Genomic DNA, 23848 nt, shown 5'->3' with positions numbered 1-23848 from the left:
CCTGAAAACTTACTCTTTGTCGATTTGGGTCGCGCTGACCGATGACAGATAGTTGAGCAGGGCAATATCGTTATCCACACCCAACTTCATCATGGCCGATTTTTTCTGGCTACTGATGGTCTTAATACTGCGGTTCAGCTTCTTCGCAATTTCCGTTACCAGGAAGCCTTCAGCGAAGAGACGTAATACTTCGCTCTCTTTAGGCGACAGACGCTTATCGCCATAACCGCCGGCACTGATTTTCTCCAGCAGTTTCGCCACGCTTTCCGGCGTATATTTCTTGCCTTTCTGCAGCGCAGCCAGCGCTTTAGGCAGATCGGTTGGCGCACCTTGCTTCAGAACGATACCTTCGATATCCAGATCAAGCACGGAGCTGAGGATGGCCGGGTTGTTGTTCATGGTCAGAACAATGATCGACAGATCAGGATAATGGCGTTTGATATATTTGATCAGCGTAATACCGTCACCATACTTTTCACCCGGCATAGAGAGGTCGGTGATCAGCACATTGGCATCAAGCTTGGACAGGTTGTTAATCAGTGCTGTTGAGTCTTCAAACTCACCCACAACGTTAACCCACTCAATTTGTTCCAGAGATTTTCGGATACCGAAAAGAACAATTGGGTGATCATCGGCAATAATTACATTCAGGTTATTCATCTTATTGGTTACCTTGCTGCAGCAGTTGATTGACATAAGCGTCAATATTACTGGTGGTATTTTTAATGTTTGAATCGTCACACACTTTGATGTGGTGTTCTAATTCTTCACAAAGCTGTTTGCCCGGTGTCAAATTAAGCATAGCAAACACGCCTTTAAGGCGATGGGCAGTCTGAGCAAGCGAGGCATAATCGTTTATCGCTGACTCAGTATACAATCTCTTTACATCATCCGGTACTGTCTCAGTAAACAGCTGGAAATAGCCTCCACTTAGCAGTGGCGTGCTGGCGTCATCTTCTTCAGTGTTATCCTCCATTACATCGTGGGACAATTGCTTCTCAATCAGTGCCAGTAATGCATCCAGTAGTGCATTACTGAGATTGAAATTGACGCGATACTGTTGATCGTTCAGCGCATGATGGCCCGGTTCGTCTTCTGCCAGTAACAATGCCCAGCCACTCAGTTTGCCCGGATCGTCGGTGATCTGTACGTCGTGATCCTGACCCGAAATACGTTCATCAGGCGTCAGGCAGCGCGCGCCCCAGTTTTCCAGATGGCGACAAACAATTTTGTGGACATCTTCAACGGCGATCTCCACCAGCGCGGTTACGCCTTCCAGGATTTTCTCTTCCTCCTCATCACGCTGTTCCTCAAGCGTGAGGGGCAGTTGAATGTTATAGCGTGTGCCGATATCGGCTTTCGCCACAATCTCCAGGCTACCGCCCATTTGTTTACATAACTGCTTGCACAGGAAAAACGCCATACCGGACGCCTGACCATAACGATCCTGACTGGTATCGCCCAGGAACGGGAAGTCCACGTTCGCCAGTTCATCCACGGTCAGTCCGGCACCGGTATCCACCAGTTCAATATAGACCCGGTCAGGCTGGTTCTCTGCCGTCTTCACCGCCAGGGTAATCTTGCCCCAGCGGGTGGTAATCAGCGCATAATGCATCAGCGTGGTGAGGATTTTGCGCAATGCACGTCGATCGCCAAAGCGCATCTCGTCATTTGCCAGATGATTATTCACCACCAGGGACAGGCCTTTGCGACGCAGCAGCGGCAGGCTCTCCAGCGTAATTTCGTCCAGTAACTCTTGCAGGTTAAATACCGACGCATCAGGTGACCAGTCATGCGCTTCAAGACGATTGAGCAGCACGATATCGTCCACCAGACGAGCCAGTGACTGGCTCTCATCCAGAATATCCAGCACGCTTTCGTCATTATCACGCTGACTCAACTGCACCAACTGCGAGACGATTTTTTCCAGCGGCTGGTTTAACGCATGGCCAAGGTGATGCAGCAACTGCTGACGCATCTGGTGGTTGCGATCCAGCACCTGCTGTGCTTTTTGCAGTTTCTTGTTGACCAGTAATTCCCGATCCTGATCGCGCATCATAAACAGCTGTGTATGCGGCGATAAAACGCTACGCGCATGGCGTATTTCATACACTTCGTTGTTGATCGTAGCCTGTAATACACCCTGATGCTGATCGGACATATTGATGATCTTTTGCAGGTTCAGGTGAGGCAAAAGATGCTCGGCGATCTTATTACTTAACAAGGTACGGTTACTCGCAAAGTCGTACACCAACAGGCCCACAGGTAAGCTGGCCACAATCTCCTGATTGAGTACGCGAAGGGAGTCCAGTTCAGCACTCTGGTTTTCACTGGGACGAAGCGATTGTTTGCGTAGTAACAATACGCCACTCAGTGAAAGTAAAAACAGCACCAGGTTAATCAGTAGTGGCCACATCAGGTTATGCGCACTGTCGAGCAGCAGGCGAACAAGGGGGACCCGGTAAACCAGCTGCAGCGAGGTGCTGGGCAGGGCTGCGGCTATCTCAATGTCGTGGCTGACCAGCGAAACCTGGGTTGTCTCAAGGCCTTCCTGGTTTGTACTGGTGTTATTGGTAAAGCTGGCATCCTGACGCAACTGGAAGTTCTCTACCGGCATATTAAGCGGGATTAAGTCATTCACAGGCAAATCAAACGCGACGACAGTAGCCAGATGGCCGGGCTGATTAAACGTCGTACGCAGAGTAAAGTAGTGATCGTTCTGGAAAGCAAGGTGACGTAGAGGCGAAAAGCTTTCGCGTTCATCCAGCGCATTCGCCTGCTGCAGCATTTCAGCACGGCGCGCATCCACTAATGAACTTAACGCATTCTCTTTATAGCGAGTGGCCAAATCTTTCAGCGGCAGGGTCGATATCATAATCAGGCTGTTGTCCTGACCATTTAAGAAATACATCGACCAGGTCGGCGATTCGGCACCCCACAGCGTATCAAGATAACTGGACATCCGCATCGTCATATCCAGCGTGCTGCTGTCATGCGAACCAAAGATCAGCGCTTCGGTTTTACGTCGGGTTTTTTCGAGGTAATAGACATCAGGACGCAGACGCGTCTCTTGTAAATTGCTGGCAGGGACGGAACCTGCCGCACTGGCCGAGAGGTTTTCATAAATTTGCCAGGTCACAAAACGATAGGTATCAATACGTTTTTGTACGTCGTGCGCCATATCGGCCATGGCATAGCGTTTATCGGTTAGCCAGGCATTAATTGAATTTTGCACCATACAACCCAGCGCCAGTAACAGTACCAGGTTAAATACGATAAAAAAGCGGGTGACATTGCTGGATGTCAGAGGAAACTTATACAACATAGCGTCTCAGATACCTGATTTATCGCGCAACGTTGCGCGCACTGACAGCCACAGCCAACAAGAGCAGTGCAATCAGTAAAAATGCACCGCTAAGGCTAATCCATTGAGAGATGAACCCGATCAACGCCGGACCAGAAAGAATACCTGCATATCCCAACGTTGTCATGGCTGAAATCGCCAGGTTAGCGGGCATTGCATGCTGATTACCCGCCGCGTTAAATAACATAGGCACGGTATTGGATAAACCAAATCCCACCAGTAAGAAAGCCAGTAATGACGCTTCCGGCCAGGGCAGCAGGACGGCGAGCGCCAGGCCCGACGCCGCGGCCAGCGCGCCCATGACCATCACCGGATAGCGGCCAAAACGTTGAATAATCTTATCGCCAGTAAAGCGTCCTGCCGTCATCGCTACAGAGAATACGGCATAGCCCAGACCTGCATGTGCCGTCGACATTGACGGATTTTGCAGCAGCAACAGGGCACCCCAGTCCAGTACTGCGCCTTCTGCCAGAAACAGGATAAAGCACAGTACGCCCAGAAAGGCGACACGCCCGCGCGGAATCACCAGCCAGGGCTGATCAGGCTGATGTAAGCGCTGGTTCATATAGCCGGACAGTCGCCACAGCAGCAATGCGACCATCACCGCCATAACGATCAGAACCGATAAGAGAGGGGTCAATGTCAGACCTAACAGCAGACTTACCGCACCGGCACCTAAAATGCCTCCCAGGCTGAAAAACGCGTGAAAGCCTGACATCATGGGGCGTCCTGCGGCTTTTTCTACTTCCACCGCCTGATAATTCATTGCAACGTCCAGCATCCCCAACCCGGCACCAAACAGCATGAGTGCTGCGGCCATCACCAGATGGGAAGGCGCGGTTGCCAGCACGGGTAGCATTAACAGGACCAGCAGCGTCGAACTCATCATCACCCGCCGGCAGCCAAAGCGGGCAACCAGCGTGCCTGTGACGGGCATCGCAAGCAGTGAACCAATCCCCAGGCAGAGCAGCAGGGCACCGAGGGATGCCCCTTCTAACTGCAAGCGATCGCGCGCATAAGGTACCAGTGGTGCCCAGGCTGACATGCCCAGTCCATTAATTAAAAAAATGGTACGCGTACCGGCGCTAAGGCGGCGTTCAGAACAGGTTGATTTTGCGGCATCCAGTGCTGTCATGGCTCTTATTTCATCTGTATCGAAGCAAAAAAGTGTAGCATCAAATTGCTGCAAAACGCTGTGAGAACACAGGCTTAACAGTTCATCATTTTACGTAGATGATTTTCGCGCAGCGCCAGTGTACCGACTTTTAGCGGTGCCAATGATTTTTCCAGAACTTTCCTGGCTTACTTTCCCTCCTGCCGCGACGTTGTATGACCGTGGTCACATTTTCGCTATGTGTATTGCTTAGTTAAATTTGAGTATGCCTTCAGCCTGTCAAGGCCTAAAAAAAACAGGTTAATCCGTAACTTTGCGCATTTTTTAGAAATATTTAGCAACATCTGAAAGCGATGCGCGGCACATTTTTGCCACTTTTTTACTGACAAAACCAAAATTTGGCTAATGTTATCTTGGTTAAATCATAAATAAAACTGCATATTACGATTGATTTTTGCCCTGACTGTGATGAATATTATTTTCATGATGTTGCCAAAAGTAAGTTCGGATTAATTAAAATTTAAACAATTATTACGCTTCGCTTAGATTTTTTGCCATCGTTCTTGATTTTTTTACCTATTGTCGCACTAGGTTGAAACGTTTTCAGATTCGCAGCAAGTAAAACGTGGAAAAGTTACCCATAAATTATTTTTATGGTTTTCATTTCAGTTAATTAGCTTCTCTGGTGGAGTAAGGTCAAGATGGCAGAAATCACTCAAACTCGGGTGGATATCATTTCCCGTGCAAATGGTACGCTCATTTCACAGGTCGATGGCGTCTCAGCACAAACGATTACCCTCAGTGAACCCAGCGTTGTCCGTATTAACGGCACACGTGAAGTGGTGACGCAATTTCAACGGCAGGGTGATGACCTTATCGTTCAGATGCGTGACGGCAGCACGGTTCGCTATAAAAACTTCTTTCTGGATGATGCTGCCGGCGATCACAGTGAACTGGTGTTTGACGATGGTGTGAATCCCCCAGAGCATGCGCTTTTCCCCACGGCGGTTGACGCAACAGATTACGCCGCCACAACCATGACGCCCACCTATGAATCTCTCGACAGTGTCGATCCCCTTCTCCTGGCTGATAACAGCAATATTTCTACCGGACTAATGACCGCCAGCGGTGTGGGCCTGCTTGGTCTGGCGGGCGTTGCACTGGGTACCAGTCGGGGCGGAGGAGGTGGTGGTGGTGGTGACAACCCGGCCGCACCGGGAACGCCCGGTGCGCCAACGCTCACCGTCAACCCTTTCGCCGGGGATAACGTGCTGGACAACACCGAGAAGGCGTCAGATCAAACGCTTTCGGGCACCACAACCAATGTGGAGGCAGGCCAGACCGTCACCGTGACGCTGGGCGGACAGACCTACACCACCACGGTAGGAACAGACGGCAGCTGGAGCGTGACGGTGCCGGCGGCGGCGCTGCAGGCGCTGGCGGCGGGCACGGCGACCATCGCGGTCACGGTGAGCAACGCGGCGGGCACCGCAGCCACCCAGACCCAGGCCATCACCGTGGAAGCGCCGGTGACCTCGCCGGGCGATCCGACGGTGACCCTCGCGCCCTTTGCCGGGGACAACATTCTGGACAACGCGGAGAAGGCCACGGATCAGACCGTTTCGGGCATCACCGCCAACGTCGAGCCGGGCCAGACCGTGACCGTGACGCTGGGCGGACAGACCTACACCGCCACGGTGGGCCAGGACGGCAGCTGGAGCGTGACGGTGCCGGCGGCGGCGCTGCAGGCGCTGGCGGCAGGCACGGCGACCATTGAGGCGACGGTGAGCAACGCGGCGGGCACCGCGGCCACGACTGCCGAAACCATCACCGTGGAGGCACCGGCAACACAGCCCGGCGATCCGACGGTGGCTCTTGCGCCCTTTGCCGGGGACAACGTACTGGATAACGACGAAAAAACGTCGGATCAGCTCATTTCAGGCGTTACCAGCAACGTGGAGCCGGGCCAGACCGTGGCCGTGACGCTGGGCGGGCAGACCTACACCGCCACGGTGGGTCAGGACGGCAGCTGGAGCGTGACGGTGCCGGCGGCGGCGCTGCAGGCGCTGGCGGCGGGCACAACGACCATCGAGGCGACGGTGAGCAACGCGGCGGGCACCGCGGCCACGACTGCCGAAACCATCACCGTGGAGGCACCGGCAACACAGCCCGGCGATCCGACGTTGACCGTCGATCCTTTCGCCGGGGACAACGTGCTGGATAATGCAGAAAAAGCAACGGATCAGATTCTGTCCGGCACCACCGTCAATGTGGAGCCGGGCCAGACCGTGACCGTGACCCTGGGCGGGCAGACCTATACCACCACGGTGGGCCAGGACGGCGGCTGGAGCGTGACGGTGCCGTCGTCAGCGCTGGGCGCATTAGCGGCGGGCACGACGACAATTGCCGTCAGCGTGGCTAACAATGCCGGAGACATCGCGACGGGCAACCAGGACATTATCGTTGAACCCGCAGCGGGGACGCCGGGATCGCTGACGATTACCCAACCGCTGGGCGGAGATGGTTTTATTAATGCGCTGGAAGCCAGCCAGGGCGTTATCGTTAAGGGTGCGTTCCTTGGTGGGACACCGGGTCAGCAGATTGCGGTTAACTTTAACGGTGTCAATTACAACGGTACCGTAGATGGCGACGGATTATGGTCGGTCACGATGCCTGCAGCCGCTTTTGACGGCGTAGCAGACGGGCTGAAATCGATTACCGTCAGCACCGTGGATGCTAACGGTAACCTCGTGACCGGCACAGCTGACGTGATCCTGCAGGCCACAACATTGCCTGCTGTTAACCTCGACAGCGGCGCGATCAGCGATGGTGTCCTTAATAATCTGGACGCCGCCAGCGATCAGGTACTGAGCGGGAATACCGGCATTACCGGTGACGGACAACAGGTACAGATTCAACTCGGCGGCAACACTTACAACGTTCCGGTTAATACGGACGGCAGCTGGAGTACGACGATTCCTGCCACCGATCTGTCTGCCTTACCGCAGGGGAATAACCCACTGGTTGTCAGTGTGGTTGATCAGGCTGGCAACGTGGTTACCCAGACAAATAACCTCACGGTGGATACCCAGTCACCTGTGCTGGGCGTTGAGCCCGTGGGCGGCGATAACACGCTAAGCGTCAGCGATCTGACACAGCCACTGATCCTGAATGGTACCGGCCAGAATGGCGATCAGGTCACACTCTCGCTCAACGGCAGATTTTACCGGACGCTGGTGGCCTCCAATGGCCGCTGGTCTTTGAGAGTTGACCAGTCTGATCTCGCTGCATTACCGTCAGGCAGCAATCCGTTTACGGTCACGGTGACGAATGCCAATGGCAGCCAGACGACGTTCACCAGCGATCTGAATGTCGCGACGGCACCAGAAGTCCAGCCTACCATTACGGTTAATTCGGGTAGTTTTGCTGGCGATGGCATTCTGGATGGTGCCGAACAGCAGCAGCCACAAACCCTTACCGGCACCACAACCAATGTTGAGGCGGGACAACAGGTTAGCGTTACCCTGAATGGCGTGACCTACACGGGGACAGTAGAGCCCAACGGTAACTGGCAAATCACGCTGCCGTCCACCGCATTGTCCGGCTTGCCGAATGGTGCGCAGTCGCTGACCGTTGAGGTCGTAAACGCCGTCGGGAACACCAGCAGTGCGGAGCTGACCTTTACGGTCGACAATACGGGCAGCAGCGTTGCGCTGTCGCCTGTAGGGACAAATAACTACCTCAATGTTGAGGATGTGGCCAGCGATGTCGTGTTGAGTGGCACCACAATCAACATTCCTGCGGGCAGTCAGGTGACCGTTAGTGTTAATGGCACCAGCTATACCGGCACGGTCGATGCGCAGGGCAACTGGACGGTGACGCTGCCTGCCGGTTCACTGGCTGAACTGCCAAACGGTGCTCTGCCGGTCATTACCACTATCACCGATGCCGGTGGTAACACGCTTGCCACCAATACAACGAATATTAACGTCTTTGCTACCGATCTGCCGATCGCAACGGCTGGCGTCGCCTTTGGTGATGGCGTGCTGAATGGCGCTGAAGCCACGGCCAACGGCACGATTACGGGCAACAGCGGTGTGACCGGAGCCGGGCAAGGCGTCGTCGTCAACTTCAATGGGGTTGACTATAACGGCACGGTAGATGGTGCAGGTAACTGGCAGGTGAGCATTCCGTCAGGCATCCTCGCTGCGCTGGATCAGGGAACGGTACCTTATACCGTCACGCTCACCGATATTGCCGGCAACACCAGTACGGCCTCTGGCTCCGTCACGGTGGATACCGTGCCGCCGGTGCTGCAGGTTGCCACGCCTTCTGGCGATGGCGTACTCAACGCCACGGAAATTCAGCAGCCTCTTGTGCTGACCGGCACCAGTGAAAACGGTGCGACCATCGTCGCCTCGTTTAATGGTACAACCGTCACAACAACGGCTAATGCAGATGGCACCTGGACGCTGAATGTACCGGATGCTGCGTTGAGTGGATTGTCTGACGGTAGCTATACCTTAACGGTGACGGCGACAGACAGTGCCGGTAACGTCTCTACCAATACCAGTAACCTGACGGTAAAAGCGGATGCGGCTTCGCTGCCAACGTTAACCCTGAATCCCTTCGCAGGCGATAATGTCGTCGATGGCGCAGAGCGTCAGGTCAGTCAGGTGCTGTCCGGCACCACTACGAATGTCGAGCAGGGTCAGACCGTCACCCTCACTGTAGGCAGCGATGTTTTCAGCGGCACAGTATTGGGGGATGGCACCTGGCAACTGACTGTTCCGGCAGAGGTCCTCGCTTCGCTGGCTGACGGCAGCGCCAGTTACACCGTGGCCGTCAGTGATGCCGCAGGCAATACCGCCACTGGCAGTCTGGATCTGACGCTCAACAGCAATGCCTCAGGCATCGCGCTGGCCCCCCTGAGCGACGATAACTATCTGAATGCCGGTGAGGCAACCGACCCGCTGATTGTTAGCGGAACCACGGTCAATGTCGCGCCCGACAGCACGGTTACGCTGGTGTTCAATGGCGTCACGTATACCGGCACGGTTTCAGCCACCGGAACCTGGAACATTGTGATCCCACCTGCCGATCTGGCAAGCCTGACGGATGGGCCGACCACGTTGACCGTATCGGCTACGGATACCACGGGGGCCGTACTCAGCAGCTCAGGCACGCTGAACGTGGCCATTAACAATGTACCCAACCCTGTCGTTATTAATGCTTTTGATGGCGGCGTGATTAATGCAGACGATGTCACCAATGCGCAGGCGCTGAACGGCACAACTGGCGTGAGTGGCGTTGGGCAAACCGTTAACGTCACCTTTAACGGTAATATTTACAGCGGAACCGTGGACGCAAACGGCAACTGGCGCGTTACGCTGCCTGCTGATGCGCTTACCGCTCTGACTGAGGGCAGCACCGGCTATACGGTGACGGTCACGGATGCGGCCGGTAACAGCCGTTCCGTTGCGGGCACTGTCGAGGTGGATCTCACCCCGCCTGGGCTGACGCTGGATCCGGTGACAGGCGATGATGTTGTCGACCCGACCGAGAGCACCGGACCGATTGTGCTCAGCGGCAGCAGTGATGCCGGGGAAGGTCAGGTGGTAACGATCGCCTTAAACAATCAGGTATGGACCACGGCAGTTGACGCCGAAGGCAACTGGAGCTTTACATTGCCCGCTGGCGCACTGGAAGGTATTCCCGCAGGCAGCTATGCACTGGCCGTGACCGTCAGCGATCTGGCCGGAAACAGCGTGACAGAAACCCGCGAGATTACCGTATCAACGAACAGTCTGCCGATCAGTATCGTTACACCTTTCACAGACGGCTATCTGAACCAGATCGAGTCCACGACTGACCAGACAATCAGCGGCACCACCGGCGCTTCTGGCGCAGGTCAGACCGTCACGGTGACCGTGGGGGGAAATGATTACAGCGCGACAGTAGATGCACAGGGTAACTGGTCTCTGACTCTGGGTAGTGATGTCCTTCAGGCACTGACAGAAGGCGTCAATCCCATTGTCGTCAATGTGACTGACGCGGCGGGTAACACGGGCAGCCTGGACAGTAACATCACCGTGGATTTCACACCGCCTGAACTGACTCTGACGCCGGTTACCGGAGATAATCAAATCAATGCAGTGGAGGTGCTGCAGACCATTCCGGTTTCCGGCACGGCATCGCTGGCTGATGAAGGGCAAACGGTTACCGTGACCTTACAAGGCCAGACTTATCAGACGCTGGTGCTTCAGGATGGAAGCTGGCAGGTCAATATTCCTGCCAGCGTCATGCAGGGCTTACCGGATGGCACGTATGCGTTGGATATTACCCTGACAGATGCGGCGGGTAACCAGACCACGCTGACGCAAAATCTGACCCGCGTCGCCGACAGCGCGTCATTGCCCGTGCTGACAGTCGATACCGTCAGCGGCGATAACTTACTGAACCGGGCAGAAGCCGCTGCGGATTTCACCATCAGCGGTGGCAGTACGAACCTGACGGCGGGGCAGGTTGTGACTGTCACCCTGAACGGTCAGAGCTACACCGGTGCCGTTCAGGCAGACGGCAGTTGGAACGTGACCGTTCCTGCGGGTGATGCTGGCGCGCTGCCAGATGGTGCGTTGTCTGTGGTGGTGGTGGCGAGCGATACGGCGGGCAATCCTGCCAGCAGCACTGCCAGCCTCACTGTCATCGCCAGCGAGGCGGCGCAGCCAACGCTTAGCGTAGATGTAGTGGCAGCGGACGACATCATCAACGCAACCGAAGCCGGAACGGCGCTGGAGGTGACGGGCAGCAGCAGGTTACTGGCAGAAGGGACGCCTGTTACGCTGACCGTTAACGGTATTGCGTACCCGACCACCATTGATGCCAACGGCAACTGGCGCGTAACCGTGCCCGCCGATGCCCTTGCTGATCTGCCGTCCGGGACAGAACAAGCCTTTGTGGTGACGGCGAATGATGCTGCGGGCAATCCTGCGGAGGCCAGCCATAATGTCGCCATCGAAACGACCCTGCCACCGCTGGTCGATATTACCCTGAGCGCAGGCACGTCGCTGAATCAGGCCGAATCGCTCCAGGATCTGACGGTCACCGGTAACAGTGCGCCTGGCGCACAGATTAGCGTGACGCTAAATCAAATCAGTTACACCGCCCTGGCCGACGGAAACGGTGCCTGGACGCTGGCCATCCCGGCAGCGGATCTGCAAGCGCTGACTGATGGTGTTCAGACTGTCACCGTGACGGCAACGGACACCAGCGGTAACGTCGCGACCGACAGCAGCACGACGCTGGATGTGGCGATCAGAAACGTACCTGTCCTGACGCTGGACGTCCCGTTTGGGGATGGCCTGCTGAGTCAGGCAGAGGCTGCGGGTGCGTTGACGCTGACGGGCACAGCCACCAATCTGGCCGAAGGCAGCGAAATCACCGTCACAATTGGGGATCAACCCTTTACCACGACGGTCGCTGCCAACGGTATCTGGACGCTCAATCTGGCACCGGACGCGCTCAGCGGTTTACCCGATGGCGTGACGCAGGTGCAGGTGACGGCCAGTGATGTGGCGGGCAATCCGGCAGAAGCATCCGTCGGCGTTGAGATCTTACTGACGCCACCAGCGACGCCAACGGTTGCGGAAACGCTGTTTGGCGACAACGTCATCAATGCCAGTGAAGCTGCGTCAGTACAGCTGATTAACGGCACCACACCACTGAGCGACGGGCAAACCGTGAACGTGACTGTGGACGGCACACCGCTGACGGTATCCGTTGACGCCCAGGGTAACTGGACAGCCAGCCTGACGCCGGAAGTCATGGCGGGGCTGGCCGATGGCAGCCATACCCTGAGTATCGTGACGACCGATCGGGCAGGCAATACCTCGGTGACCACCACACAGGATTTCACGACGGCAACCGCACCGATTGCCGCGCCTACGCTTGATACGCCGTTTGGCGATGGACGCATTAACGCGGCCGAGGCGCAGGCTGGCGGTAGCCTGAGTGGCGATCTGAATAATGATAACGCCGCCGCCGTGACCGTTACGGTCAACGGGACGCTCTATGCGGCTGCCATTAACGGCGACGGCACCTGGTCACTGGATCTGCCCGCGAGCGTCCTGCAAACGCTGCCGGATGGGACCTGGCCGGTGACGATCACCGTCACCGACGTGAATGGCAATACGGCCAGCACCGTTGACAACATCATTGTCGCTGTGCAAACGCTGCCGAATGTGAGTCTCAATCTGCCGTTTGGCGATGGTGCGCTGAATGCCACTGAGGCGGCACAGGACCAGACCCTGACCGGTACCACCGGCATCAGTGGCGCGGGGCAAACCGTCACGGTGGTGATCAGCGGCTTCAACAATGACGAACCGCTGAATGCGGTCGTGCAGAATGACGGAAGCTGGTCGCTCACGCTGACCCCGGATCAGATGGCGCAAATTCCTAACGGCAGCCATGTCATTACGGTGAGTGCAGCCGATAGTGCGGGGAACACCGACAACACCACATTAAACGTGGTGACCGCGGTGACGGCGCCCGTGCCGACTTTTGCGGCCACACAGTTTGGTGGCGACAATGTGCTGAGCATCAGTGAGGCCGCCGCTGGCGTCACGCTGACGGGAACGACGGGCAGCAGCGGCGCAAATCAGGCCGTCAGCATTATCGTGAATCTGGACGGCATCAGCTATCCCGGTACGGTCGATAACGATGGTAACTGGAGCGTGACGATTCCGCCTAATGCGTTAAATTCGTTAGGGAGCGGTCCGTATACCGTCACCGTTAACGTCGTTGATGCTACCGGCAACCCGGGTACTGCCCAGTTTAACTTCACGGCCGATCTGACGACACCGGTGCCAACCGTGGCCCCGCTCGCACGTGACGGTTTTATTAATTCAGCGGATGTCGCGAATGGCGTCACCCTGACCGGTAGCACAGGGGAACCCGGTGAAGGGCAGACGGTTGTGGTCACCTTAGGAGGGACAAGCTTCGATGCGGTGGTACAGGCAGATGGCAGCTGGACATTAGCCCTGAGCACAGCCGATCTGCAAGCTTATACCGACGGAAATTACAGTCTTTCTGTGGTCGCGACGGATGCGGCTGGCAACAGTGCCACCCTTACAGAGACGCTGACCATTGATACTACCGCACCTGTGATCACCACGGTGGCCTTTGCAGGGGATGACGGACTGGATTACGCCGAAAGTGTTCAGCCGCAGGTGCTGAGTGGCGTAGTAACAGGGGCTGAAATCGGGACTTCGTTGACCGTTTCCCTTGCGGGTACGGTGCTGGGCACGGGCATCGTTGGGGCAGACGGAAGCTGGAGCCTCACACTGACGCCTGAACAAATGCGTGACTTTACGCAGCCGACTACCACACTGACGCTGACCGTCAGCGATCAGGCCGGTAACCCGGTGACGCAGGAACTGTCAGTTCCGGTTGATCTGACGCCACCGCCGGGACCGCTGGTCACGCTGGGCACCGTATCGGGTGACAACATCATCAGTACGGTCGATCAGGCAAATGGTGTCGTGCTGAGCGGAACATCGCAAAACCTGGGTGCTACCGGCGAGGTCAGCATTGTCATCAACGGGACCCCTTACGCCACCACGCTGGATGCGAACGGCAACTGGACGACGGGAGCGCTGTCCGTCGCCGATTTCGGCACCACCGACGGGCCGGTCACCATTACGGTCAACGCGACCAATGGTTCGGAAACCGTCACGGCCACTGGCACCGTGCAGTTGGATCTGACACCGCCGTCACTCACTATCAATGACTTTGCGGGTGACAATGTCATTAACGACGGCGAAACTCAGGTACGCCAGACCATTAGCGGTACCTCGGACACCAGTGAGGCGGGCCGCGCAGTAACGGTAACGCTCAACGGCAAAACCTACACCGCCGTCGTACAGACTGACGGCACCTGGTCAACCAGCGTACCGGCCAGTGATATGCAGGCACTCGCCGAGGGGCAAACGGTCATCAATGCCCAGCTCAGCGATGCTGCGGGCAACGTGACTTCCGTCGACCGCACTGTGACTGTAGATACGACCGCACCATTGATTCAGACTGACGCCTTCCTGGGCGACAACCTGATTAATGCAGCCGATATCACAACCAGTCAGGTCCTGACCGGTCGCACAACGGGCGCAGAAGAGGGCCAAACCATTTCCCTGTTCGTGGGTGATGGTGCGCCGATCGCTACGGCGGTTATCGGTGCTGACGGCGCCTGGAGCATTGACTTAACGCCTGACGTGCTGGCCAGCCTTAACGATGGTCCGCTGGTCTTTGGTCTTCGTGTCAGCGATGTTGCAGGCAACCAAACCGATGCGACGATCACCGTCAACAAGGTGGTGAACGCGGCGTTAAATCTGGTGGTCGACTCTGTGTTTGGTGACGGCACACTCAGTGCGATCGATACCACGATTGCACAGACCATTACCGGCACGGCCACATCGGCCGGCGTGGGCGCGACCGTCGCGGTCACGATTGGTGGCACAACGCTGACCAGCGCGGTCGGACAGGATGGCAAATGGGCCATTGTGGTTCCACCGAATGTACTGGGTTTGATCAGTGATGGTCAGCTGGCGCTGGACGTCACCCTGACAGATGCTGCGGGCAACGTCCGTACCGTGGGGGAAACCGTGACGGCGATTGTCGATGCCGTACCCGTTGTGGGAACCCTGACCGGCCTGTTTGGTGGCGACAACTTGCTGAATATTGCCGAAGCGGCCGTCAACCAACAGATTGGCGGTACGATCGAAAATGCGGCGGCAGGATCGCAGGTGACGGTGACGTTAGGCACCCGCACCTACACCACCGCAGTGGGCGCCAATGGAAGCTGGAGTCTGACGCTGCCTGCTGCCGACCTGACGGCGCTGACGGCGGGTAACCAGACACTGGGCGTCAGCGTGGTTGATGCTGTCGGCAACGTGGCCAGCAACAGTACCACCATTGGCATTTTCACCCAGACGCCGACTATCAGTCTGACCTCACTGTTCGGTGATGGTGTGCTTAACCTGGCCGACATTGCGACCAGCCAGACGCTCAGCGGCGTGGTCAACAACGTCGCAGCAGGTTCGACAGTCACGCTTACGGTAGGCGCCTCGCAGATTAACGCAGTGGTGGGAGCGAACGGCACCTTCTCCGCAACGGTGACGCCCGATATCCTCGGCACGCTGGCGCAGGGCAACCTCACCATCGGGGCAACGGTTACCGATGCTGCCGGGAATACGGCCTCGACCAGCGCGGGCATTCGCGTCGATACCGTGGTACCAACCATCACCCTCAATCCGCTGTTTGGGGATACGTTGCTGAACGTAGCTGATGCCCTGGCGGGGCAGACGATTAGCGGCGCGGTAACCGGGGCGGAAGCCGGATCTCGCGTGGTTGTGACGATTGCGGGCCAGCAGCTCGTGACCGTCACCGATGCCAGCGGCAACTTCAGCCTCGGCTTAACGCCGACTTTGCTGAAAGGCTTGTCCGACGGCACGCTCACTGTAGGCGTCAGCGTCACCGATGCCGCAGGCAATACCAGCAGCAGCTCGGCCACGGCGACCGTAGGCATTAACAATTTGCCGAAAGTGACGCTGAACCCGCTCTTTGGCGACGGTGTGCTTAATATTGCCGAGTCGCTCGTGACGCAGACCATTACGGGGACCGCAACCGGCGTGGTGGCGGGCAGCACCGTGCGCCTGGCGATTGGCAACACCACGGCGACGGCGGTGGTGAATGCGGATGGCACGTTCTCTGCTTCGTTAAGCCCGGCGGTTCTTTCGACATTGCTTGGCGGCAACTTTACGGTCAGTGCATCGGTAACGGATGCGGTCGGTAACACCACCTCCACCAGCGCAGGCGTGCAGCTGGCCGTGACGCAGCCAACTCTGACGGTCAATACGGTGTTTGGCGACGGTGTCCTGAGCGCCGCAGACCTTTCAACTAACCAGACCATCAGTGGGTCGTCGTCACTGTCAGCGGGCGCAACCGTCAGCGCCACGTTAAACGGCGTGACCTACTCCACCAAAGTGGTGAGCGGCGGTGGGTGGACGATCAGCGTACCGAAGGCCGATCTGCTGAGCATCAGCGATGGTGCGAAAACTGTTGCCGTGACAGGGACCGACCTTAACGGTAATACCGTGTCTGGTTCGGGCAACCTGAGCGTCATCAGTAACAGTGCGCCGGCGTTAACCATTACCTCTCTGTTTGGTGACAATGCGCTGAGCGTCGCAGATGTGAAAACCACGCAGACGATTAGCGGGACGGCCACTAACGCGGAAGGATCGCTGGTGCAGGTCACCATCGGTACCCAGACCTTTACCACGTCGGTAAACAGTAACGGGACCTGGAGCCTGCCGATCTCCGCAACAAACCTGGCGGCGATTGCGGACGGACTCTATACCGTTACCGCCAGCGTCACCAATGGTATCGGCAACAGCGGCAGCGCGTCTGCTTCGCTGGGCGTCGCCAGCCGCAGTACGCCGACGGTTGGGGTGAACAGCTACTTTGGCGGTGATGGTTATCTGAACATCTCTGAATCCAATATTGCTGAAACCATCAGCGGCACCAGCAGCAATGCTGTCGGCGGGAGCGTGACCGTTAACGTGGCAGGTAATATTCTGACCACCACTGTAGGCGCAAACGGCACCTGGAGCGTTAGCGTACCGTCAGCCACACTGAAAGGCATTTCGGACGGCAGCCATTCGGTCGCGGTCACCGTCACGGATATCGGCGGTAACAGCACCACGACGACCAGTGCCTTTACCGCGTTGTCGCACAACCAGCCTGTCGTCGGGGTGGATCCGGTGCTCAGCGTCGTGACCGCACTGTTGACGGGGTTGACGGTGCAGGGCGGATCGCTGAACGCAGCCCAGGGTTCCAGAGTCAGCGTGACGCTACTGCTGGCGAACGGCAGCAACGGGCCAACCATCAATACGACTACCGATGCTCTGGGACGTTACTCGGCTAATTTTGCCTCGTCACTGCTTTCTGTAGGGGGACTCTTGCTGTCAGTGAATACGCTGGCGAAAGTGACCATTACGGATGTGGCCGGTAACAGCTTTACCACCACAAACACGCTGTTGCTGGGGTCATTGTTGCCTGCCACGACCACGCTGTCGGCGGAGTCGTTTGCCACCTTCGCGGTGTCGGACGAAAGTGTTACGGCGGCCAGTCTGGAAACGCAGCATCACAGTCAGTCTGGCGAGGAAACAGCACCGGCGCTCCATGCCGTCTCTACACTGACCACGGAAGCCGATACGGTGGTGCCGACCAGCAGTACCGAGTCGGTGAATGTCGCGGAGCAAGCCGTTGTCGTGCCTGAAACCCCCATAACGGAGGAGGCTTACAGTATTGGTGGGGTGGTGATTACGCTGGAAGATGGCAGACAGATTGAAGGGGCGACGGTAAGTGGCAGCAGTGGTGCCGATACCGTGACCGTCAACGATCTGAATTTCAGCCATATTGATGGCGGTGCCGGTACCGATACCCTGGTGCTGGGCGGTGATCACATCACGCTGGATCTGACTGCGCTTGGCCTGAAATTCGAAAACATTGAAATTCTCGATCTGGGTAAAAGTGGCACCAATTCGGTCAAACTTGATCTGAATGAGGCGCTTACGCTTACAGACAACCAGAGCGATGATTTGATGATTAAAGGCGCAGACGGCAGTCAGGTCACGCTGGTCAATAGCGATGGTGGCGTTTGGGAAATCAGTGGTGAGCGTATCCTGAATGGCCAGGCCTATGAGGTCTACCATAATTCGGCGCTTGCCAATGACAACACGCTGGGTGATGTGCTGGTCCAGCATAACCTGCAGGTCGCCATCGTCTAAACGGTGCGGTTTGATGGTTACACGCAGAACACAGCGGGTGCGCAAGCACCCGCTTTTTTAATCCGTTTTAACTGACCGTACCGCAGTTAATGCGCCGCATTCGATAGTGCGTGTCGGTCATCCATCCCCCAGGGGGAGGACTGGCACGGGATAAAGCGGTATATAACGTCACGCCCTGTCCTGACGCCTCGTCCATCAACGGATAGAGTAATTCCTTAACTTTATTAACTGGCAGGTTGTTTACTTATGCTAATGACTTTTTGGGATTGAATTTGGCTAAAAAAACAGCTTTCAGACGAGATATTTGATAACTGGCGATTTTTATCATGAACCTCTCGCCAATTTATACTATTAATATTAACGCGCGCTTAGCGGTAGGCTTTCAAAAACATAAATCAAATTAACAATAAAGTGCGTGTTCTGCTGTCGCATTGCTGTTTTTTACGCCCCAAATCACCAGGTAATCCTCTAACGATGATAAACAGCCCTGTTGGTATGAAGAATGAAGAACGCGCGTCTGGTCCTGATCTGTTGTGCCTTAAATGGCATGGTACTCCCTGCAGCCCTGGCTGCGCCTTTACCCGAAGCCGAATTTAACTGGCGTGCCGCGCCCAGTGAAGAACAGGTGGCAACCTTAACCCTGCGTGAGGCGATTCTACGCGCGTTTGCCCGCAATCCGAAGATTTCGGAAGCGGCCGCTCAGATTTACGTAGGGGAAGGGGATCTCAGTGCGGCCCAGAGCGCCTGGTATCCCCAGATATCGCTTCAGGGCGCAGCGGGGCGCTCACATCAAACGGATTCCTCCGGCAGTCTGAACAACAACGGCTCTGGCGGCATTATGCTCAGTCAGCTCCTGTACGATTTTGGCCGCACCAACGGCGCCATCGATGAACAGCATGCCCTTTCAGAGGCATATCGCTTTGGCCTGTTCGATGCCATGACGCAGGCCGCGAAAGATACGTTACAGGCCTATCTTGAGGTCAAACGCTATCAGTCACTTGCCATAACGGCCCAGACAAACATCGCGTCGCTTGAGCACGTTCGCGAAATTGCCAAAATGCGGGCGGATGCCGGTCTCAATTCTCAGTCCGATGTATTGCAGGCGGAAACCCGCATTGCTGCGATGCAGGCGACTCGTGAACAGTATCTGGCACAGCTTCGCTCGGCCAAAGCCCAGCTTACGGTCTTGACCGGCGTGGTACCGGCGATGCTGCCTGAACTTCCTCAGGCGCTGCTCAGGCAGCAGGTCACTCTTGATCGTATTGCCTATGAAAACAGCGCCTCGGTGCGCAGCGCGCAGTCTAAGCAGGAAGCCGCGCGTGAGCGGGTAAGGCAGGCCCAGTCTGGCCACTGGCCCAGTATCAAAGTGCAGGCGGGCCGGACGCGTTATGAAAACGATCAACGCTCATACTGGGACGACGAAGTGCAGCTCCAGGTTGAGGCGCCGCTCTATCAGGGCGGGCTGGTCAATGCCAAAACGCAGGCCGCCGAGGGTGAGCGTCTGGCCGCACAGGCGGCGGTGCAGCAAGCCAAACTGGCCATTAATCAAAGCGCCTCCACGGCTTACGCCGATATGATTGGCGCCCAGCAACGCCAGCAGGCGGGGGAAGTGCAACTGGCCAGCGCGGAGCACACGCGCAATGTTTACGCCGATGAATACCGGCTCAGCAAACGTAGCCTGAACGATCTGCTCAGCGTTGAGCAGGATGTCTTTCAGGCCGACAGTTCCCGCATCATCGCCCTCTACGACGGCTGGGATGCCACCGTCCGCTATGCGGCCGCCGTTGACAACCTGCTCGATATCATGGGCATCGACCGCCAGAAAAACAGTGGTGATCTTCTTCCTTCGCTGCAATAGCCAGTCTGCACTAAAAGGCGTGAATAATGAGTGTACAAAACCTGAAGACGGAAAACTGGATTGCCGCGATGTTGCGTGTGGCGGCGCGTTTCGGCAAGCCTGCCGATGGCAAAACGCTGCGTCAGCAGATGCGCTGGTTCGAACATCTCCCTGCTGAACAGCAACTTGAACGGCTTTGCGGTTTGCTCGGCCTGCACCTGACCATGGTGTCCCCCAACAAACTGCGCTGGCGCCAGGACATCACGCCTGTCGTGCTGGTTATGGAAAACCATAGCGTGGCGGTGCTGGAAGGCATTGATGGGGAGGGAAGCGCACGTTACTGGCTCAGCGAAGGCGGTGACGTGATTCGCGAAGGTGAGCTGGCGGGCCTGCTTTCGCGTACACAAGGAGATGTGGGCGTTATTGGCGTTGCCGCTCGTGGGCGGGATGCCCGCATTGATGAGTTTGTTCAGCCCTATGAGCCGCACTGGTTCTGGAAAAACTTTCGGGGCATGGGCCGCCGTATTGCTGAGATTTCCCTGGCATCGATCATCAGTAATGTTCTGGCGCTGGCCGGGATTCTGTTTTCCATGCAGGTCTACGACAGGGTCATTCCTGCGCAGTCCGAAGCTACGTTGTGGGTGCTGTTTGTGGGCGTGCTGATTGCCGCCGCCATTGAATATTTGATTCGTCTGATGCGCACGCAGGTATCCGATCTGATGGGGAAACGCATTGACCTGAAAGTCTCTGCCATGCTGTTTGCCCGGGCGATGAATATTCGTAACGAATCCCGACCTAAATCAACCGGCTCTTTTATCTCGCAACTGCGCGAGATCGATCAGGTGCGCGAGTTACTGACCTCCACGACCGTCGGCGCGGCGGCAGATTTACCTTTTGTCATTCTCTTCCTGTTTATTATGTCGTTTATTGGCGGCTGGCTGGTCCTGATTCCGCTGGCCGCCATTCCCCTCATTATTATCCCAGGCCTGCTGGTACAGTTTCCTATGGCCCGGCTGGCGAAAGCCGGCTTACGTGAAGGGGCACTGCGTAATGCGGTGCTGGTCGAGACCATCGAAGGCATTGAAGACATCAAGGCATTGCAGGCAGAGCCGTATTTTCAACGCCAGTGGGAGCAAACGCATGAGGTCAGTGCGTCAATCGGTAATCAGCAACGCCTGTGGGGGGCCAGACTCACGGGCTGGGCATCGACCGTGCAGCAGCTGACCTATGCGGGCATGCTGGTCTTTGGGGTCTATTTGGTGCTGGACGCACAAATCACGACCGGGACGCTGGTCGCCTGTAGCCTGCTTTCCTCGCGCACCATCGCGCCACTGATGCAACTCACCATGGTCTTTTCCCGCTGGCAGCATGCGAAAACCGCAATGAAAGGGCTGGATGAGCTACTGAAAAAACCACTCGATAAACCTGAGACCGCGACATTGGCCCACTGTCCGACGCTGACCGGGCACTATGAATTGCGCAACGTGCATTACACCTATGATGAAGAGAACGAAAAGAACGTACTCAACGTGCAGCAGTTAACCATCAGGCCCGGTGAAAAAATCGCCATTCTGGGCAAGGTCGGTGCAGGTAAATCCACCCTGCTGAAAATTCTGGCCGGTCAGGCACAGGCCACGCAGGGGAAAGTGCTGGTCGATGGCGTGGATATGGCGCAAATCGACCCCACGGATCTCCGCCGTCAGCTCGGCTGGCTTTCTCATGATTCGCGACTGTTCTTCGGCACGTTACGTCAGAATCTGCTGCTGGGGAATCCACACGCCAGTGAACAGGAGATGCTGCAGGCGCTGCGTATCAGCGGTGCGTTGTCGCTGGTTCAGCAGGATGCGGCCAGTCTGGATCGCATTATTAATGAAGGTGGCCGTGGGCTGTCGGGCGGCCAGCGCCAGATGATTATGCTCAGCCGGATGATTCTGCGCCAGCCACAGGTTGTGCTGCTGGATGAACCCACCGCCTCGATGGATGAGCAACTTGAAGATCATGTGATCCGCCAGATGCAGAGCTGGATCAGTGGACGAACGTTAATCCTGGTCACGCACCGTCCCGCACTGTTGAAGATGGTTGATCGTATCGTGGTGATGGAAAACGGCCGCATCATTGCGGATGGGACAAAAGAGCAGATCCTGCGGCGCGCGACCGTGGATGCCGGTCAGGGAGGTGCAGCATGAGCATCGTCATGTTAGACAAAGATTTGGCCAAACATGAGCGACGCACATCCACCATCATCTGGTTGTGCACCGCCGCGCTGGTGCTTTTTCTGATCTGGGCGCATTTCGCCATTCTTGATGAAGTCACGGTCGGCACCGGAAAAGTGACGCCGTCAACCCGTGCGCAGGTAATTGACAGTCTGGACGGCGGCATCGTGAAGCAGCTTAACGTGCATGAGGGCGATATCGTCGAAAAAGGCCAGATTCTGGCCACTCTGGATCCCACCCGTTTTCAGTCTAACTTTGGTGAAGTGCAGGCACGGGTAAGGACGCTGCGCGCTTCGTCTGAGCGACTGAGCGCAGAGCTGTCTGGTACACCGCTCACCTTCAGCGCAGAGACGCTAAAAGAGCCGCAACTGGTGGCGCGTGAGAAGCAGTTGTACGAATCACGTCGCCGTAATCTGACAGAGACGATCAGCAACCTGCAACAGTCTTTACGGCTGGTTCAGGATGAGCTGCGTTTAACGGAACCGCTGGTGGCGAAGGGCGCCGCAGGGCAGGTGGAAGTCATTCGCCTGCGCCGTCAGGTCAGCGATCTGCGCGGTAAAATTGATGAGGCACGTAACGATTATCTGGTCCGTGCCCATGAAGAGCAGGTAAAAAACAATGCGGAACTGGATGCCCAGCTACAGGTTGCCGCAGGCAAAGAAGACCTGCTGACGCGTGCCACGCTCACTTCACCCGTTCGGGGTATCGTGAAGGATATCCAGGTCACCACGGTCGGTGGTGTGCTCGAACCGGGCGGTAAGATGATGGAAATCGTGCCGCTGGAAGATCAACTGCTAATCGAAACCCGTATCAATCCTCGTGATATCGCCTATATTCGGCCCGGCCTGCCAGCCGTGGTGAAAGTGACCGCCTATGACTCTTCCATCTACGGTGACCTGCCGGGCGTGGTGGAAACGGTCTCGCCGGATACCTTGCAGGATGAGGTTAAGCGCGATCAGTTTTATTACCGTGTTTATGTCCGCACACAAAAAGCGGAGCTGACAAACCGGGCCGGACGACGCTTCCCCATTGTGCCGGGCATGGTGGCGAATGTAGAGATCAAGACAGGGCAGAAATCTGTCATGGATTATTTGCTTAAGCCGTTGAATAAGGTCAAAGAATCGATGCGTGAACGTTAATAAGGCGTGGAACCTGACCGGTAACCTAGCTGGTTTCGGTCCGTGATAAAATACAGGGGAAACTTTGTAAGAGGCGCGGGTTAATTTGGCGAGGGCGAAGCGGCATAAGTGACGAATAATTCAGCACTTAGCGGTGCTATTTTCCGCACAGCTGACCAGACACTGAACAGCAGGCAAAAAAAAGCCGGGCAATATGCCCGGCGCTTAATTAGCATTTAAGAAATCATTCGGGGGTGAATGAAGATAAGAAATAAATGATGATAGCGGGTGTAATTATAGGGATTATGGGAAAGATGTTTTATCATTGAGTGCTTAGGAATATTCCCACTAAAATCATAGG

At 56.4% G+C, this 23848-nt stretch carries 7 protein-coding genes; 4 read left to right on the top strand and 3 right to left on the bottom strand.

Annotated elements, in window-relative coordinates; genetic code table 11:
* Nucleotides 1-9 precede the first annotated feature (9 nt).
* From rcsB to C7434_RS09095, 3 genes are read right to left on the bottom strand one after another with little or no spacing between them, the layout of a single operon-like run.
* Nucleotides 10-660 carry a response regulator transcription factor RcsB gene (gene rcsB, locus C7434_RS09105; protein ID WP_006120001.1) on the bottom strand — a complete coding sequence of 217 codons (651 nt, stop codon included), beginning with the start codon at nt 658-660 and terminating at the stop codon, nt 10-12.
* Between the two features lies 1 nt (nt 661).
* Complete coding sequence (gene rcsD / locus C7434_RS09100) at nt 662-3325, bottom strand: phosphotransferase RcsD (RefSeq protein ID WP_033740607.1); 2664 nt, start codon at nt 3323-3325, stop codon at nt 662-664.
* Between the two features lie 19 nt (nt 3326-3344).
* On the bottom strand, nt 3345-4499 hold the full coding sequence (locus tag C7434_RS09095) for an MFS transporter (RefSeq protein WP_033740605.1): 1155 nt from the start codon (nt 4497-4499) through the stop codon (nt 3345-3347).
* A gap of 680 nt (nt 4500-5179) precedes the next feature.
* Here C7434_RS09095 and C7434_RS09090 point away from each other — a divergent pair.
* The 4 genes from C7434_RS09090 to C7434_RS09075 all read left to right on the top strand — a co-directional run bounded on the left by C7434_RS09090 (nt 5180) and on the right by C7434_RS09075 (nt 23508).
* Complete coding sequence (locus tag C7434_RS09090) at nt 5180-18319, top strand: Ig-like domain-containing protein (protein WP_133745377.1); 13140 nt, start codon at nt 5180-5182, stop codon at nt 18317-18319.
* 502 nt (nt 18320-18821) lie between these two features.
* Nucleotides 18822-20177: a TolC family outer membrane protein gene (locus C7434_RS09085; RefSeq protein WP_033740602.1), complete on the top strand. Its 1356-nt coding sequence runs from the start codon at nt 18822-18824 to the stop codon at nt 20175-20177.
* A 26-nt stretch (nt 20178-20203) separates the two neighbouring features.
* Entirely contained in the window at nt 20204-22342 is a 2139-nt protein-coding gene (locus C7434_RS09080) for a type I secretion system permease/ATPase (RefSeq protein ID WP_033740601.1), read from the top strand.
* Nucleotides 22339-23508 carry an HlyD family efflux transporter periplasmic adaptor subunit gene (locus C7434_RS09075; protein WP_033740600.1) on the top strand — a complete coding sequence of 390 codons (1170 nt, stop codon included), beginning with the start codon at nt 22339-22341 and terminating at the stop codon, nt 23506-23508. The genes C7434_RS09080 and C7434_RS09075 overlap by 4 nt, the downstream gene beginning before the upstream one ends.
* The last annotated feature ends 340 nt before the right edge of the window (nt 23509-23848 follow it).

Source organism: Pantoea sp. PNA 14-12, from assembly GCF_004364735.1.
Taxonomy (GTDB): Bacteria; Pseudomonadota; Gammaproteobacteria; order Enterobacterales; family Enterobacteriaceae; genus Pantoea; species Pantoea stewartii.
Note: the sequence above shows the minus strand (reverse complement) of the source record. Positions and strands in the feature narration are given on the sequence as shown.